The organism is Rhizobium sp. RAF36 (genome assembly GCF_052114105.1).
Lineage (GTDB): Bacteria > Pseudomonadota > Alphaproteobacteria > Rhizobiales > Rhizobiaceae > Rhizobium.
The window spans coordinates 107820-121816 of the sequence record NZ_JBFREC010000003.1 but is presented as its reverse complement, the minus strand read 5'-3'; the positions used below and the strand labels follow the sequence as shown (position 1 = coordinate 121816).

At 57.6% G+C, this 13997-nt stretch carries 11 protein-coding genes; 2 read left to right on the top strand and 9 right to left on the bottom strand.

What is annotated here, in order from left to right; genetic code table 11:
• Nucleotides 1–46 precede the first annotated feature (46 nt).
• From AB4Z25_RS11830 to AB4Z25_RS11790, 9 genes are all read right to left on the bottom strand, one after another.
• On the bottom strand, nt 47–1243 hold the full coding sequence (locus tag AB4Z25_RS11830) for a DUF3422 domain-containing protein (protein WP_442208054.1): 1197 nt from the start codon (nt 1241–1243) through the stop codon (nt 47–49).
• A 52-nt stretch (nt 1244–1295) separates the two neighbouring features.
• On the bottom strand, nt 1296–1484 hold the full coding sequence (locus AB4Z25_RS11825; RefSeq protein WP_442208331.1) for a LuxR C-terminal-related transcriptional regulator: 189 nt from the start codon (nt 1482–1484) through the stop codon (nt 1296–1298).
• 126 nt (nt 1485–1610) lie between these two features.
• Complete coding sequence (locus AB4Z25_RS11820; RefSeq protein WP_442208053.1) at nt 1611–3848, bottom strand: methyl-accepting chemotaxis protein; 2238 nt, start codon at nt 3846–3848, stop codon at nt 1611–1613.
• 62 nt (nt 3849–3910) lie between these two features.
• Nucleotides 3911–4972, bottom strand: a complete 1062-nt coding sequence (locus tag AB4Z25_RS11815) for an ornithine cyclodeaminase (protein ID WP_442208052.1) — start codon at nt 4970–4972, stop codon at nt 3911–3913.
• Between the two features lie 98 nt (nt 4973–5070).
• Nucleotides 5071–6177: an NAD/NADP octopine/nopaline dehydrogenase family protein gene (locus tag AB4Z25_RS11810; RefSeq protein ID WP_442208051.1), complete on the bottom strand. Its 1107-nt coding sequence runs from the start codon at nt 6175–6177 to the stop codon at nt 5071–5073.
• 73 nt (nt 6178–6250) lie between these two features.
• Nucleotides 6251–6457, bottom strand: coding sequence for a hypothetical protein (locus AB4Z25_RS11805; protein WP_442208050.1), 207 nt, complete (start codon nt 6455–6457; stop codon nt 6251–6253).
• Nucleotides 6458–6515: 58 nt separating this feature from the next.
• On the bottom strand, nt 6516–7934 hold the full coding sequence (locus AB4Z25_RS11800; protein ID WP_442208049.1) for an NAD(P)/FAD-dependent oxidoreductase: 1419 nt from the start codon (nt 7932–7934) through the stop codon (nt 6516–6518).
• Nucleotides 7931–8221: a (2Fe-2S)-binding protein gene (locus tag AB4Z25_RS11795; RefSeq protein ID WP_442208048.1), complete on the bottom strand. Its 291-nt coding sequence runs from the start codon at nt 8219–8221 to the stop codon at nt 7931–7933. The genes AB4Z25_RS11800 and AB4Z25_RS11795 overlap by 4 nt, the downstream gene beginning before the upstream one ends.
• Complete coding sequence (locus AB4Z25_RS11790) at nt 8221–9339, bottom strand: NAD(P)/FAD-dependent oxidoreductase (RefSeq protein ID WP_442208047.1); 1119 nt, start codon at nt 9337–9339, stop codon at nt 8221–8223. Before AB4Z25_RS11790 ends, AB4Z25_RS11795 begins: the two co-directional genes overlap by 1 nt.
• A gap of 556 nt (nt 9340–9895) precedes the next feature.
• Between AB4Z25_RS11790 and AB4Z25_RS11785 the strand changes: the two genes are divergently transcribed.
• Nucleotides 9896–11932 carry a hydantoinase/oxoprolinase family protein gene (locus AB4Z25_RS11785; protein ID WP_442208046.1) on the top strand — a complete coding sequence of 679 codons (2037 nt, stop codon included), beginning with the start codon at nt 9896–9898 and terminating at the stop codon, nt 11930–11932.
• Nucleotides 11933–11936: 4 nt separating this feature from the next.
• Entirely contained in the window at nt 11937–13916 is a 1980-nt protein-coding gene (locus AB4Z25_RS11780; protein WP_442208045.1) for a hydantoinase B/oxoprolinase family protein, read from the top strand.
• Nucleotides 13917–13997: the final 81 nt, after the last annotated feature.

Genomic DNA, 13997 nt, shown 5'->3' with positions numbered 1-13997 from the left:
CTTGTTAGATATCGGGCGGGTATCTCACACCTATAATCGCACGTCTTTACTCGCGGGCTCCTAACGCGTGTTTTACCCGGAATATCGCAGCCGCAACCGCCACGACGACGACGGGAATTGAGCCAAGCATGACCAAAGGGCTAAGGTGGTAGCCTGCATGATCTGCGGTCTCGACGACAAATTTCATCAAGCTCAGAAGATAGTAGCTGATCGCAATGACTGAGAATCCCTCCACTGCTCGCTGTATCTTAACCTGCGTCGCTGCTCTCTCAGCCATCGCTTGGATCTGAACTGCGTTCTGGTACTCAATCTCTACTTGGATCCGGGTTTGCAGCAAGTCGAGCAAATGCATCGCCGCGTGCGATAGCTGCTCCAATCGCAGTGCTGTCGCCTCGCACGTTCTGACGGCTGGTTTGAAGCGGCGTGCCACAAAAACGCCGAAACGCTGAAAGCCTGAAACATGGGACTCCCGGAGCTCTGAAATGCGCTCTTCCACGATCTTTGCGTAAGCTGAGGTTGCGCCGAACCGATTGCGGGTCCTTGCTGTCTCCGAAATAATCCGCGCCGATAATGTCGAGATTTCGTCGAGCAGTTGCTTATGCTCCGTTGCCGGCAGATTTTGATTGCGATTCGTTAGCTCAACCAGCTTGCTGTCGAAATCCTTCAGATGGGGAGCCAGCCGGCGCGCCTCTGGAAGGCCAAGGAGCGCCATCGACCGGTAAGTTTCGATTTCACAAATCCGCCGGACCATCCTTCCCAGACGATATGCGTTCAGGTCATTGTTAAATAAGAGGACTCGGCTCGAAAAGTCAGACCTGACCCGGAAATCAGAACAGACCTGCGCTGCTCCTCCACCGATTGATGAAGCGGCTGTATCCGCAAAATCAAACATCGAAAGAGTGGGGCCGAGTTCGGATGGAGGACTACCCAGAACAAGGATGCCAAGCCGGCAAATCAGTTGCGGCGACTCTATCGCAGCGAGCGCAGAAACTTCAGAAAGACCCAAACTCAAGGCTGGCCAGGCCGAAGGGTTTTGTTCGATTTTGGTCACGCGCGTGATCGTAACGAACTCGGTATGGTGTTCAATCTGGGTCCGGATACCGTCGTCCCCACTTTCCAATGCCACCGCGCCATGTTGCCGACTTTGGTCCGCATGCATAACCGCAATGTGCTCCACAAACGCCGGCCCGGCAAAGTAGATTGACGGACGAGCATGAAGCTCAGCATTGAAATCCGATGTCATGTCTCGCCTTCGGGTCTGCGCATGAGGACAAACGTTATCACAGCGCGAAAGCTTACTCGCGCTTCATCCGGGAAAGCATTTCCACGGCCTCACCGATCGACTTTGCATTGAGGCCCGTGGCCGCTCGTTCCAAGTGCGCCTCAACCTGGCTCTTTTCGATGCCTTCGAGCAACGCAATGTCATCGATGGATTTCCCTTGGGCAATCCATCGTAAACACCCGATTTCGAGAGGTGCGAGCATCGACAAGTTCATTTCCTTATCGCCAACACCACAGTGGATCGCATCTCGCAAACAATGACGTTATGGCTTTCTGCCGATCATTAGGCCTGAGCCGCGGGCGAAATCGCAGGCATGTCGAGGGCGATGTCATGCGACTGCAACCTTCAACTGTTGAGGAACCGCCAACTGGCTCTGCCCCAACTCAAACTTTGAAATCAACTGGAGAAGTCGAGCCGCTTCCGCTTCCATAGACTGACAAGCAGCCTTGGATTCTTCCGCGATGGCGGCCGTCTGTTGCGTCGATATGTCGATTTTTTTGATGGTGGCTTTGAAATCATCCAGATGCCTCGCCTGGCTTTTGGCGGTCGAGGCGATGTTCGAGACGAGTGTTCGGATGAGATCAACATGCTCTGCTATGTCTTTCAGCTGGGCGCCGGTCGAACCGACGAGTTGAATTCCCCGCTCAACGCGCAGGGAGGAAACGTCGATGAGATCCTTGATCTCCTTGGCCGCGTCGCCAGAGCGCTGAGCGAGAGCTCGAACTTCCGAAGCGACGACGGCGAAACCTTTTCCGGATTCGCCGGCACGCGACGCTTCCACGCCGGCATTCAGCGCCAACAAGTTCGTCTGGAATGCGATTTCTTCGATGACGTTGACGATATTCGCGATCTGCAATGAGGATCTCTCAATGTCACCCATTCCATCGATGGCCTGCAAGACGATCACTTCGGATGAGGCAGCCACCGCGTGAGCTTTGGACACCAACGTGTCGGCCCTACTGGCACTTTCTGCGGTCAGATTCACATCGGCAGAAATAGCGGTCAGGGTCGTTACGACGCCGTCCAGAACAATGGCCTGATGCTCTGTGCGGTGGGCCAAGGTATCGGACGCGTGGGCCATTTCCATGACGATCGCCGAGATCGAACTGGCCTGCCCTGCAACTGACTGGATCGTGTGATTCAACTGCGTGACCGCATTATTGAAGTCGTCTTTGATCTGCTGGTACCCTTCGGGAAACTCCACTTCGATCCAACGTGATAAAACTCCATTGGCCAAGGCCGCGAGGCTATCGCCGATTTGTGAAACAATCGCTGCCTGGGTGCTGAGCCTATCCTGGCGATCGGCTTCCATCGCAATCCGGTCTAGCTCAGCCTTTTGCTCCGCCCGTTGCGTGTCGGCCTCGGCCACGGCTCTCGCGATCGCATTGTCTCGGAACACAAGAACAGCTCGCGACATGTCGCCGATCTCGTCCAGTCGGCTCGCTCCATCGACGACGGTTGCGGTATCGCCGGCCGCAAGATTTTTCATCGCAGCGACCAAACTTTCGATCGGTCGCGAGATGGATCTCGACGCTATGACCGCGACGGCAAACGTGATGACGGCTGTCATCGCCGTGATGAGCATGATGCTCCAGATTAGAGAAATCGCAGGAGCAAACACTTCTTGCGTCGGCTCCAAGGCTATAATTGACCAGGTCTGACTTCCGCCGTTCAGCGTTTCCGTCGCTGCCAGGACGTCGTGATCGCGGTACCGCCCAAACGACGTCCCAGGGGAGAGGAGAGAGTTTTCTACCGACGGAAGTGCTTCGTTCGAAAAGCGCGACGTTGAACGAAGGATACCGTCCTTGCCAGCAACAAGCGCCTCGCCCGATGGGCCGAATCCGGAGCCGTCATGCATTATGTCGTCGATCATCTTGGTGCTGACCCTGATCAGTAAAGTCCCTGCCCGCTGACCAGCATTCATCGGGTCATCGACGCCGATCACGAAAAATGCCTGGCCGGGCCCAGCTCCAGAGGAAGAAGAGAAATCCGTCATGACGACATTCGCCGTCCCTTTGGACTGATCGATCGCGCCGGCAATCGCGCTCGTCGGCTGCAGCAAGCCGAGAGCATCGCGCCCGGAGCTATAGATTAGCTCATCTCGCGAATTGACGAGCATGATTGCCGAGTAACCGTGGTCAGCGCTAAGAGGCCGTAGCCATGTATCAACATCCTGATACGACTTCAGATAGTATTTGAGCCCTTCTGTAGCTTCGCCCTCGACGTTACCCCCGGCAGCGATTGCAGCTGAAAGCACAGCAATCTCCTCTTTTGGCGCCACTTTGAAGCCTACGCTCAGTCGGTCAAATAGTTGAACGAAAGCGCGGGTCGACGCGAGACCTTTCGTTTCCGACTCAACGGAGCTCAATTTGGCGGCAAGCTTCTCACGCTTTGTCGTGGCGATGTAGGAAAGGTGCTGTCCGATCAGCTCCTTTGTGGTCGCAAAAGAGGTCATCCCAGTGAACGTTGCGACGGCACCACATGAAAAGGCCGCGACACAGACCATCAGAACCGGAATCTTCCAGCCAATACTCCATCGGATTTTGTGAACACCAAAAGCCCGCACCTAGTCCCCTCCCCTTGAAATCTTGATGCTCGCCGCGATCATCGTCGCGGCAACTGGCTCGCTCAGCGAGTGCTGGTTGCCGCTTCACGTCGAAGCAGCATGCCGAACAGGTCTCGCGGCTCATCAGGGTCCGCAAGCAAATCCAGCTGATTGACGTGGCCAGAGCCATGGACCCGGTCACGCACATAACGAAGTGCCGAAAAATCCTCGATTGCGAAACCGACGCTGTCGAACAGCGTAATCTGCTTGTCGGAGCTGCGCCCGACCTCCTGACCAACAATGACGCGCCAGAATTCGATGACCGGGTGATCCGCTGCCAATTGCTGAATTTCGCCCTCGATGCGTGTCTGCGGCGGAAACTCCACGAAAATGTCGGAGCGTAGCAGGATGTCGCGATGCATTTCCGTCTTGCCGGGGCAGTCGCCGCCGACGCCGTTGATGTGCACACCGGGGCCGATCATGTTGTCAGTGAGGATGGTGGCATTGTGCTTGTCGGCCGTCACCGTAGTGATGATGTCGGCGCCTTCGACCGCTTGTTCGGCGGAGGTGCAGCTCTCGATTTCGAGGCCAAATTTTTCGAGATTGCGACGGCAGCGTAGCGTTGCCTTGGGATCGATATCGTAGAGCCGCAGCCGGTCGATGCCGAGCAAGGCCTTGAAGGCGATCGCCTGAAATTCGCTCTGCGCGCCATTGCCGATCAGCGCCATGGTGCGGGCGTCCTTGCGGGCTAGGTACTTCGCGGCGATTGCAGAGGTGGCGGCGGTGCGCAGTGCGGTCAAGATGGTCATTTCGGACAAAAGCAGCGGATAACCGCTATCGACATCCGAGAGCACGCCGAACGCTGTGACCGTCTGAAGGCCGGATTTAGTGTTTTTCGGATGGCCGTTGACGTATTTGAAGCCGTAGAGCACGCCGTCACTGGTCGGCATCAGCTCGATCACGCCGTCGCGCGAATGGGAGGCGACGCGGGGGATCTTGTCGAAACTTTCCCAGCGACGGAAATCGTCTTCGATGTAGCCTGCCAGCTCGAGGAGGAAGGTCTCGACGCCGGTGGCGACGACAAGGTCCATCATGTTCTCGACGCTGATGAAGGGCACGATGTTGAGACTGGAAGGCGCACTCATTGTAGTTCCTTTCAAATCGAAATATCTCCTCGGGCAAAGACAGCTGAGGATTGTTATCGGGTGGAGGAGCGGCCCCGATTCCTTCCGGGATTCGATTCTTAGTCGTTTCCACCTGGGGATTGGCGCGAGCCCGTGTCCGAACGCCGGTAGCCTCGCTTCATAAGAACCATCATCTCAGCTCGATCAAACGGACCAAGCTCCGGGAGGAGATCATTCTCCGCCTCGAAATCACGGCCATAGCACGCGCTGATGAGTTCAAGACCGCTCTGGTGAAGGGGAGCGGTGATCCCGGCGAGTTTCGCCAGCTGAAGCGTTGGCACAATCCCGAATGGGACGTCCTCAAGAATGTAGCGGGTGTTCAGATCCGTTGGACCAAGTGGATCACTTCCGCCTTCGACGAGGGCGGCAGAGATCTCGGAAACGGTATTTCCGGTGACGTTGTAGGAGAGCTTGAAGTGGTCGAAGGTCGTTATGACGGACTTGCCCAAAGCCTTGGCAATCGCAACACGCTCCCGGTCCATCGCCTCGAGAAGGCGTCCTATCGCCGGCGTAACCATGGTGTTCTGGCCCCAGCTCTCTGCTTTCTCGATCCGCGACAAGTTGCAGAGCGCCATCCCCAGATGGTCTTGCGGATTGATATTGCTAAGAGCAATCGAAAGTAGATCGTCCTGACGGTTGAAACGATCGCCGAACAGAGAGACGCAGACGTCGAGCGCTCGATCAAAACAATCGACCGGAACGGTGGCCATGCCAACCTTCGCGCGGATGGCGCCGATGTTGAAGCGATTTGGCCCCCGTGGCTTACATGTGAGGACCGTCGTATTCCAGGCGACGATCGGAATGTCGATCTGCCGCTCGGCGAGCTTTTTGGAAAGATAGAGCGCCGCGAAAGACAAGTGACCACTGATAATCACGACGTGGCGTGGTTCGAGATACGGAACCAGGCTATCCAGAACCGACCGATGACCATAGGCGGGAAGCGCCAGGACAATCGTATCTGCTCGGGCAAGATCTTCCGGTGACGTCGATACAGCCGGTCGGAATATTCCCTCTATCGCGCCGGTTATCGTGAGAGGGTCCCCGGCGCGAAGGGCTTCAGTCCTTGATCCCGACGGCGACCAGATTGTTGGACGATGCCCGCTCTTCTCGAGGAAGGCAGCGTAGCCCATTCCAATGTTACCAGCTCCGGCGATGCCAACCTTCATAGTATTCCTCATTAAAGTTTACGCTTTTGTCCTGAGATCTGCCGAACCTTACTGCGCAAGGAGAGTTGCCTGCTCATGTCAACCCGCTCGCGTACGAGCCGAAGGATCTCGAACCGCTGAAGTGTCGGGATCCAAAATGGGCGCCGACAGGTGAAACAATCGCTTGTCCACCTTTGCCGCCTAAGTTGAGTCCGCCAGAACCTCCGAGCGCCAGCGGTTCGAATTCTTGAAGCCGGTCCGCTTTCCTGGACGATCTCGCCGAAGCGAGTTTGATGTTCATCAGGTATCCTCAGCACATTTTCTCGAATGCGGTCCGCGATCGGGATTCCCACGTTCGATCACTCGTGATGGGATGCCGTTTCGACTTTCTCTGTTTCCTGCGCTGCAAGCATTGCCACTGTGAGTGGCACGAACGGGGGGCGGGGTTTGTAGAGTCCCACGGAGTCCGGGGACAAGCCGGTCGCCGCCTTGAGCAATTCGTGGACCGGGTAACCACACTGCCGTCCCTGGCACGGCCCCATACCCGCTCTCGTGAAACTCTTAAGCTGGTTCGGACCCTTGCAGCCGCCGTCTTGGGCCGCCTGCCGAAGGGTGCCGGCGCTCAGTTCTTCGCAACGACAAATGATTGTACCGTCTCGCGGAGAAGATCTGGCAATCTTCGGCGGGTAAACCCCATCAAGGAACCTTCGGAACGCCCTCAATCGACCCAAGCGGGCGCGAAGAGGCGCGGCCTCGTCATCGGCTCGTTGCGGCGTGAGCCGCGAGGCGTTCTGAAGTATACCGATTGCAGCGATCTCACCTTCGATTTCCGCGTTTGCCGCTCCTCCGATGCGAGCTCCGTCACCGGCCAAATACAGGCCATCCCGACCAGCATTCATCCAGTCGTCGCGTTCAAGGATGAAGGCATACTGACGCTGATCCCAGACGAGCTTGGCTCCTGCTGAAACAGCGAGATGGTGTCCAGGAACCAAGCCTTCGTGGACAAGGAGGGTACCGGCCTCAACACGCCCTCGTTGACCGCCACCACGCCTGAAGTGGACGGCTTCAAGTCTGCCATTGCCGACGGCAGTGATGTCAACGACGTTTGCGACCTGCTTGATACCGGTGAAAATGGGCATCCAGGCCATTCCCTTCAGGACCTGCCCAGGCTCTCGGATCGCTCCGGCAAGATTGCGCACCGCTCGTGCGATCAATCCGCGGGGGGTAGTGTCAAGGAACGCCACCGGCTTCGCGCCCGCCAATCGCATCTGCTGCAAGTAGAGCAAAGGCAATGGTCCGTTCCCAGCTACCACAACCGGACCTTTGGGGAGTTGTCCAGCGGTCTTAAGGAGAATTTGCGCCGCTCCTACGGTCATGACACCGGGTAAAGTCCAGCCTGCAAAGGGAACCGGTCGTTCTTGCGCGCCGGTCGCAAGCAGAAGATTCTTCCCCTGGACGCTACGGATCTCACCGTCCAGAACGAATTCGACAGTCCAACCGTCGGCAATCCGGCTAACCTGCGCTTCCGGCAAATAGCTGGCACCGCAATCGAGAAACGCTTGCACCTGCCCCACGCCACGCTGATATTCCTCGCCCAAAACTTCCAAAAGCGGGCTCTGCGCATTCCGCCCTGCATTGCGCCAGATTTGACCTCCTGGCTGGGCTTGAGAATCCAGCACGATAACAGTGAGGCCACCCGCAACCGCTCGCCTTGCTGCGGCCATTCCGGCAGGTCCGGCGCCCACGATGATGAGGTCAGCAGATCGTTTCTCTGTCATTTCAATCTCTTCGGCTGATCTTGGCGAACCACCCTCATTCCATCGCGCACGGACTGCTGACAGCTCCTTACCGTACCGACACCATCAACATGGACGACGCATTCAAAGCAGACGCCCATCATGCAGAAGGGAGCTCGAGGCTCGGAAGATGGATTAGAAGTGCGGGTGTGGATGTCATCCTGTCGTAAAAAGACGGCAGCCAGCGGCTCGCCCTCGCGCGCTGAGACAACTTTGTCGTCAATCACGATTTCGACGTTTATTCCGGAGGTCAGGAGGGCCTTGTCCATCAAGCGGCAACCCCCAGATCAAAGCGGTGACCGCTGAAGTCGGCGAACGTTTCATCCGTTGCGCCGGACGCCAGCCACTTTGCGAAAGGACCAGCATGAAGTGCTGCAAGGGTGACGCCTGAGTGGCAGGCAACGACGAAGACGCCCGCATACGTGCGTGACCTGTCGTAGACAGGGACCCCATCAGGGGTCAAAACCCGCAGCCCGGCCCACTGACGGACAACTCGAAGCTCCCCAACATCGGGCATAACGTTGATAGCTCTATTTGCTATATGATGAGCTCCGGCTGCCGTCACATCGGTCGATCGCCCAACTCGTTCATTGGTAGCACCAAACTGAAACGTGCCAGTCGCTGTCTGACGGATGCCGCTTGCGGCGAAATGGAAAATCGGGGCAACGCGCTCCGTGATCAGCATCTGGCCTCGCTCAGGCACGAGGCGTAAAGGCAGGGACAACGATTGGACGAAGTCCATGGAATCGTTGCCTGCGGCGACAACCACACGCTCGGCCTCTATCGTTTGACCCTGTCCGGATAGTTGATACCCTCCGGCGGCAGCCATCACATTGGTGACCTTTTCCCCCGTGATCAGGGTCCCTCCGAGGCGAACAAAGCCGTGCAAAATTGATCGCAAAGCAAGGAGAGGGTTCACGTCACCGTCCATTGGGCTGAAAGATGCAGAGCAAACCTTCGGGCCGAGCCGGATGTCAGGCAACATTCTTTCAAGTCGCGATCGTTCCAGCATCTCGAAGCTATAGGCGGGATGGATCTTTCCCATCTTCTCGCCGATTGCCTTTTCTTCCTGCGCCTTTGAGTCCGAGAGACAGAAAAGCAGGCCTCCATTTCGACGGTATTCGACATCCAGCCCGGTATGCTGGCGAAGTTCTTTTGCGAATTCAGGCCATAGGTCGGCGCTCTGTCGCGTTATCCGCTGGTAGGCGGGATAGTCATCCCCTTTCCCCTGAACCCAGATCAGTCCAAAGTTCGTGTGGGAGGCTCGCAGGGAATCGTCGGCTCCATCGATGAGAATGGTTCGAAGCCCCTGCTTGGCCAAACCGTATCCAATCGAGGCACCGACGATCCCACCGCCAATAACTGCAAATTCGTAGTTGCGACCCATTTCACCTTCTCACCAGAGGAAAACAGCGCCAGGCGACCACAAGGCGCACGACCGCAGTTCCAAGAGCATCTTCGACGCTGGACTAAAGGCTCCTCCAGGAGCCGCCTCAGACGATTTCACTTCTGGTCCGGCTGCACGACACGCCGACAGCTGCTCAGTCATCAGCAACAGCCCGTCCTCGTCAGTCACGTGGACCACGGGGAATCGGATGTCTCCACCAAGAGATTCCCCTCACCAGAAGTACGTTCATGCTTTCCATGTCGCAAGGGTAGTAATCGGCATGCGGCCATGTGCAAATGTTATGCAAGCTCTGGTGTCGCCGTAGCTGGAGGAAGCTCGTGGTAGTCTGAAGGATATTGATCACAATCGTCCGACGCTTCGCGTTCCATTGATCCATTTTGCCAATCAATGCCGCGGATTCTCGAATTCTCTCAATTCGGGCTTCTAGCTATCAATGGAGCAAGGGCAGATCGCCCACAGTTCAGATGGGAGAGTTCAATGAATTCAGGCTTAGTCATCGAGTCTCATAGCGGAGACCATCTAGCGGGAGTTTTTCATGCTTAGGATCGGCGTCGATATCGGTGGAACATTCACCGACTTTTGCGGCTGGCGCGAGGGCGACGAGAACATCGTCACATTGAAGGTTCCTTCGACGCCGCCGAACTTTGAAGACGGTTTTCGCAACGGGTTCGAGAAACTTCTCGAACAGCTGCCGCCCAATCCAGGCGAGGCCGCTTTCGTCATGCACGGTACCACCGTCAGCACGAATGCCGTGATCGAGCGTAAGGGTCCAAAGATCGCTTTTTTCGTAACTGAAGGCTATCGCGATCTGCTGGAACTGCAGCGCGTGGGCGTCCGAAACCCGCTCAATATCTTTGAAGCACGGACCAAACCGCTGATCGATCGCGAGATGGTCTTCGAAGTAAAAGAGCGCATCCTGAGAGGCGGCGAGATCAGAACCGCGATCGACAATGCGGAAGTCGAAGCTCTGGCACGCAAGGCGGCTGGGGCCGGCGCTACTGGCTATGCAGTTGCGTTGCTCCACAGCTATGCAAACCCCGATCACGAGGCTGCCGTTGCGCGGGCAATTCGGAAGGCAACTGGCGAAGATGCCGAGATCAGCCTTTCCAGCGAAATCTGGCCCAGGATAGGCGAATATGAACGGGCCATCGTAAGTGTGCTGAATGCTTTCGTGCGGCGTCGCATGAACGAGTACATCGGTGCTGTCGAGACCTATGTGGCCGAACGGCTTCCGGGCTCCCAGCTCTTTGTTACCCGCTCGAATGGCGGCGCGATGGCGGCAAGCGAAGCCAGGAACTTTCCCGTCCATACTCTCCTGTCCGGCCCTGCCTCGGGCGTCACCGCCGTTCAATACCTCGGGCGGGCGATGGGTGAGGCCAACATTCTCACGATGGACATGGGTGGGACAAGCACTGACATCTCTCTGGTTCGCGATGGCGAGGCTCCTACGTCTACCGCGGCGGAAGTCGGGGAATTCCCGGTCGTGATGCCTGTCACAGGCATCGAAGCAATCGGGGCCGGCGGAGGCTCGATCATCTCGATGGACGGTGGCGTCCTGCGGATTGGCCCGCGCAGTGCCGGCTCATATCCCGGCCCGGTCTGCTTCAGCCGCGGTGGTAACGAACCCACGCTCGCCGACGCGTTCCTCATTGCGGGATATCTGCCTGAGGCCCTCCTCGGGGGCGAAATGAAGCTCGACAAGAGCGCCGCCGAGCGAGCACTGGCTCCTGTAGCTCAGGCCTTGAATACCGATGTGCTCAGCGCGGCGGAAATGTGCGTGACCGTCGCAAGTTCGAACATGGTCGCAGGCGTATTGCCCTACTTGGCGCGACAGGGGGTTGATCCGGAAGATCTTACCCTTCTCGTTTACGGTGGCGCTGGCGCGATCCAAGGCCCGCTGCTGGCAGCGGAAATCGGCGTGAACCGTGTGCTTGTTCCGATGAACCCCTCTGTCTTTTGCGCGCTTGGCGGCCTGGTTTCCGACCTGAGCAATGATGCTCTCGAAACGGTCCACGGCCAGGCGGTCGACGGCGCTTTGATTGCCGGCAAATTCGCTAGGTTGCGCAACCGTGGCGCCGAATGGCTGTCGCGACAGGCCCCAGCCGAGCGTCTTGCAAGCACGAATTTCGAATGCTGGGCTGAGATGCGTTACGTAGGCCAATCATTCCAGGTCGATGTGCGGCTTCCTGACAGCGCGATCGAAAATCATGACCTCGCGGCGATGTACGCTGCATTTCATGAAGAGCATGAGCGGATCTACAGTCATGCTGACACGACGGCGCCAGTCGAATTCGTTGACCTGCGATTGCGTGTTCGGGGTGCGATGTCGATCCCCGAGCCTACCAGTAATGGATCACCGGACGCGGGGCCTAGCGTCAAGGCCACTCGATCGATGCGTTTCCACAATCAGCTGATCCCGGCCGTGCCCGTGTATGACCGAGAAAAACTCACCTCAAACGAAGCTGTCCAAGGCCCGGCCGTCATTGAGCAACGCGCCGCGACAATCGTCGTTCCGCCTGAATTCGTGGCACGTGTCGGAGCCTACGGCGCAATACTTATGACAAGGAGCTGAACCGATGGATGCCGTTCGCACTGCCATCATGAACAATCGATTCAACGCAATTGTCGAAGAAGCCTCGGCCGCAATCTATCGCACAGCACATACGACCTTCGTCAAGATCGTCCAAGACTATCAGTGCGCGATTGCCACGGCTGAAGGCGAAACGTTCGCGTACCCGATGCTCTCGGGTGTCAACGTCTTCGTAGGGTCTCCCCTGCGACCCACACTCGACGTTATCGGCCTGGAAAATCTGAAACCCGGCGACATTATCATCACCAATGATCCCTTTGGGACTGATGGCCTTGTTACACATCTAATGGACGTAACGCTTCTCTATCCGATCTTTCGCGATGGCAAGTTGATCGCGGTGGGCTGGGCTTTTGTTCATGCCTCCGACATCGGCGGGGCCGTTCCGGGTAGCATCTCACCGGCATTTACAGAGATCTTCCAGGAAGGTCTGCGTGTCCGCCCCGTCAAGCTATATGAGGGAGGCGTTCTCAACGAGGCGATCAAGTCGATCTTCCAGGACAATAGCCGCATCCCGACCGAGCTCTGGGGAGACATACAGGCGATGATATCCGGCCTGAAGAGCATGGATCGTCGCCTCAACGAGCTATGCGATCGATACGGACGGGACTCGGTCGAGGAAGGGATGCGCGACGTTATCAATTATGCCGAAGCCAAAACGCGAGCCGTGATCAAGAAGATTCCTAACGGCGTATACTCCTTCTCCGACTATCTCGAAGGCATTCACGAGGGTCAGCTCGCATTCTTCAGCGTCACGATGACGGTCAAGGATACAGAGATCGAGGTCGATTTCACGGGGACCGATCCGCAGCTCGCCGCGGCCTATAATCTGGTGACTGGGGCAACGACGCACCCCTACATCATTCAATGCCTGTATGCCTATATCCTGACTGTCGATCCGCTTACGCCTCGGAATTCCGGCATTCTTCGGGCGATCCGCAGTCACGCCCCACGCGGTACGGTTCTCAATGCAGTCTATCCCGCGTCGGGTGGCTCGCGTGCCGCATCCGCGACCCGCGCCTACGACGTCATCCTTGGATGCCTCAATCAGGCTCTTCCCGAAGGACTTGCTGCCGCAGGCGGCGGCATGAGCGGCGTGATCGTCGTATCTGCGCCGGACCCTCGCACGGGACGCGACAGGGTCAACGTGGTCGGCACGATTGATGGCGGCGGTGGTGCACGCCGTGGCGTCGACGGTTTGGACGGATCTGAGGTTCGCTACTCGCAGCGGAGCGTACCGGTCGAGGTGATCGAGATCGAGACCGTACTTGTCATGCGGGCAATCAGACTCGTGCCGGACAGCCGGCGGGCTGGGCGTTATGTGAGCGGCGCTGCGCTCGAGGTCGAGATGGAGAACACGGCTTATCGGGCCGTCATCACAGTTCGAAACCTCAATCGCTTCGTCTTCGCGCCCTGGGGCTTTAGGGGCGGCGAAATCGGGCTGTTGGGGAAGGCGGTCGTCAACCCCGGAGCTGAGGATGAGCGCTCGATCGGAAAGATCTCGGTGCTGGAACTAGGTCAAAATGACGTTCTCAGGATCACAAGTTCCACCGGCGGGGCCTTCGGCAATCCGTTGGAACGCGATCTCGGATCGATTGCGCGCGAGATTGACAACGGGATGTTGTCAGCGGAGCGTGCGGCCGAGGTCTACGCAGTCGTGGTTGACCACGATGGTCGCGTTGACGAGACCGCAACAATCCAACAGCGGAACCTGCGACCTTCGCGGCCGACAGCGGACTTCCAGTTCTGCGAAGAAAGACAGCTTCACGACCTGGCCTGGAACGAAACCATTCGCCGCGAACTTGCAACCTTGGCTCTCACCCACGAGCTAAGGATCCGCAGCCAGCTTGTCGAGCGGGTCCATCATCGGTTGGTCAAGACAGGCGTTCCGGTCGATCCCAGCTTGCTTCGCGAAACAATCAACGACGAGGCCGCCAGACTGTCGGGCGTGAAGCTTTCGGCCGCTTAGTATTTGCCGCGCGCTTTACGCAAAGTTCCAGGGGGCGTCGTCATGACGCCCCCTTTTCCATACTGGCTCCCCACCACGGCA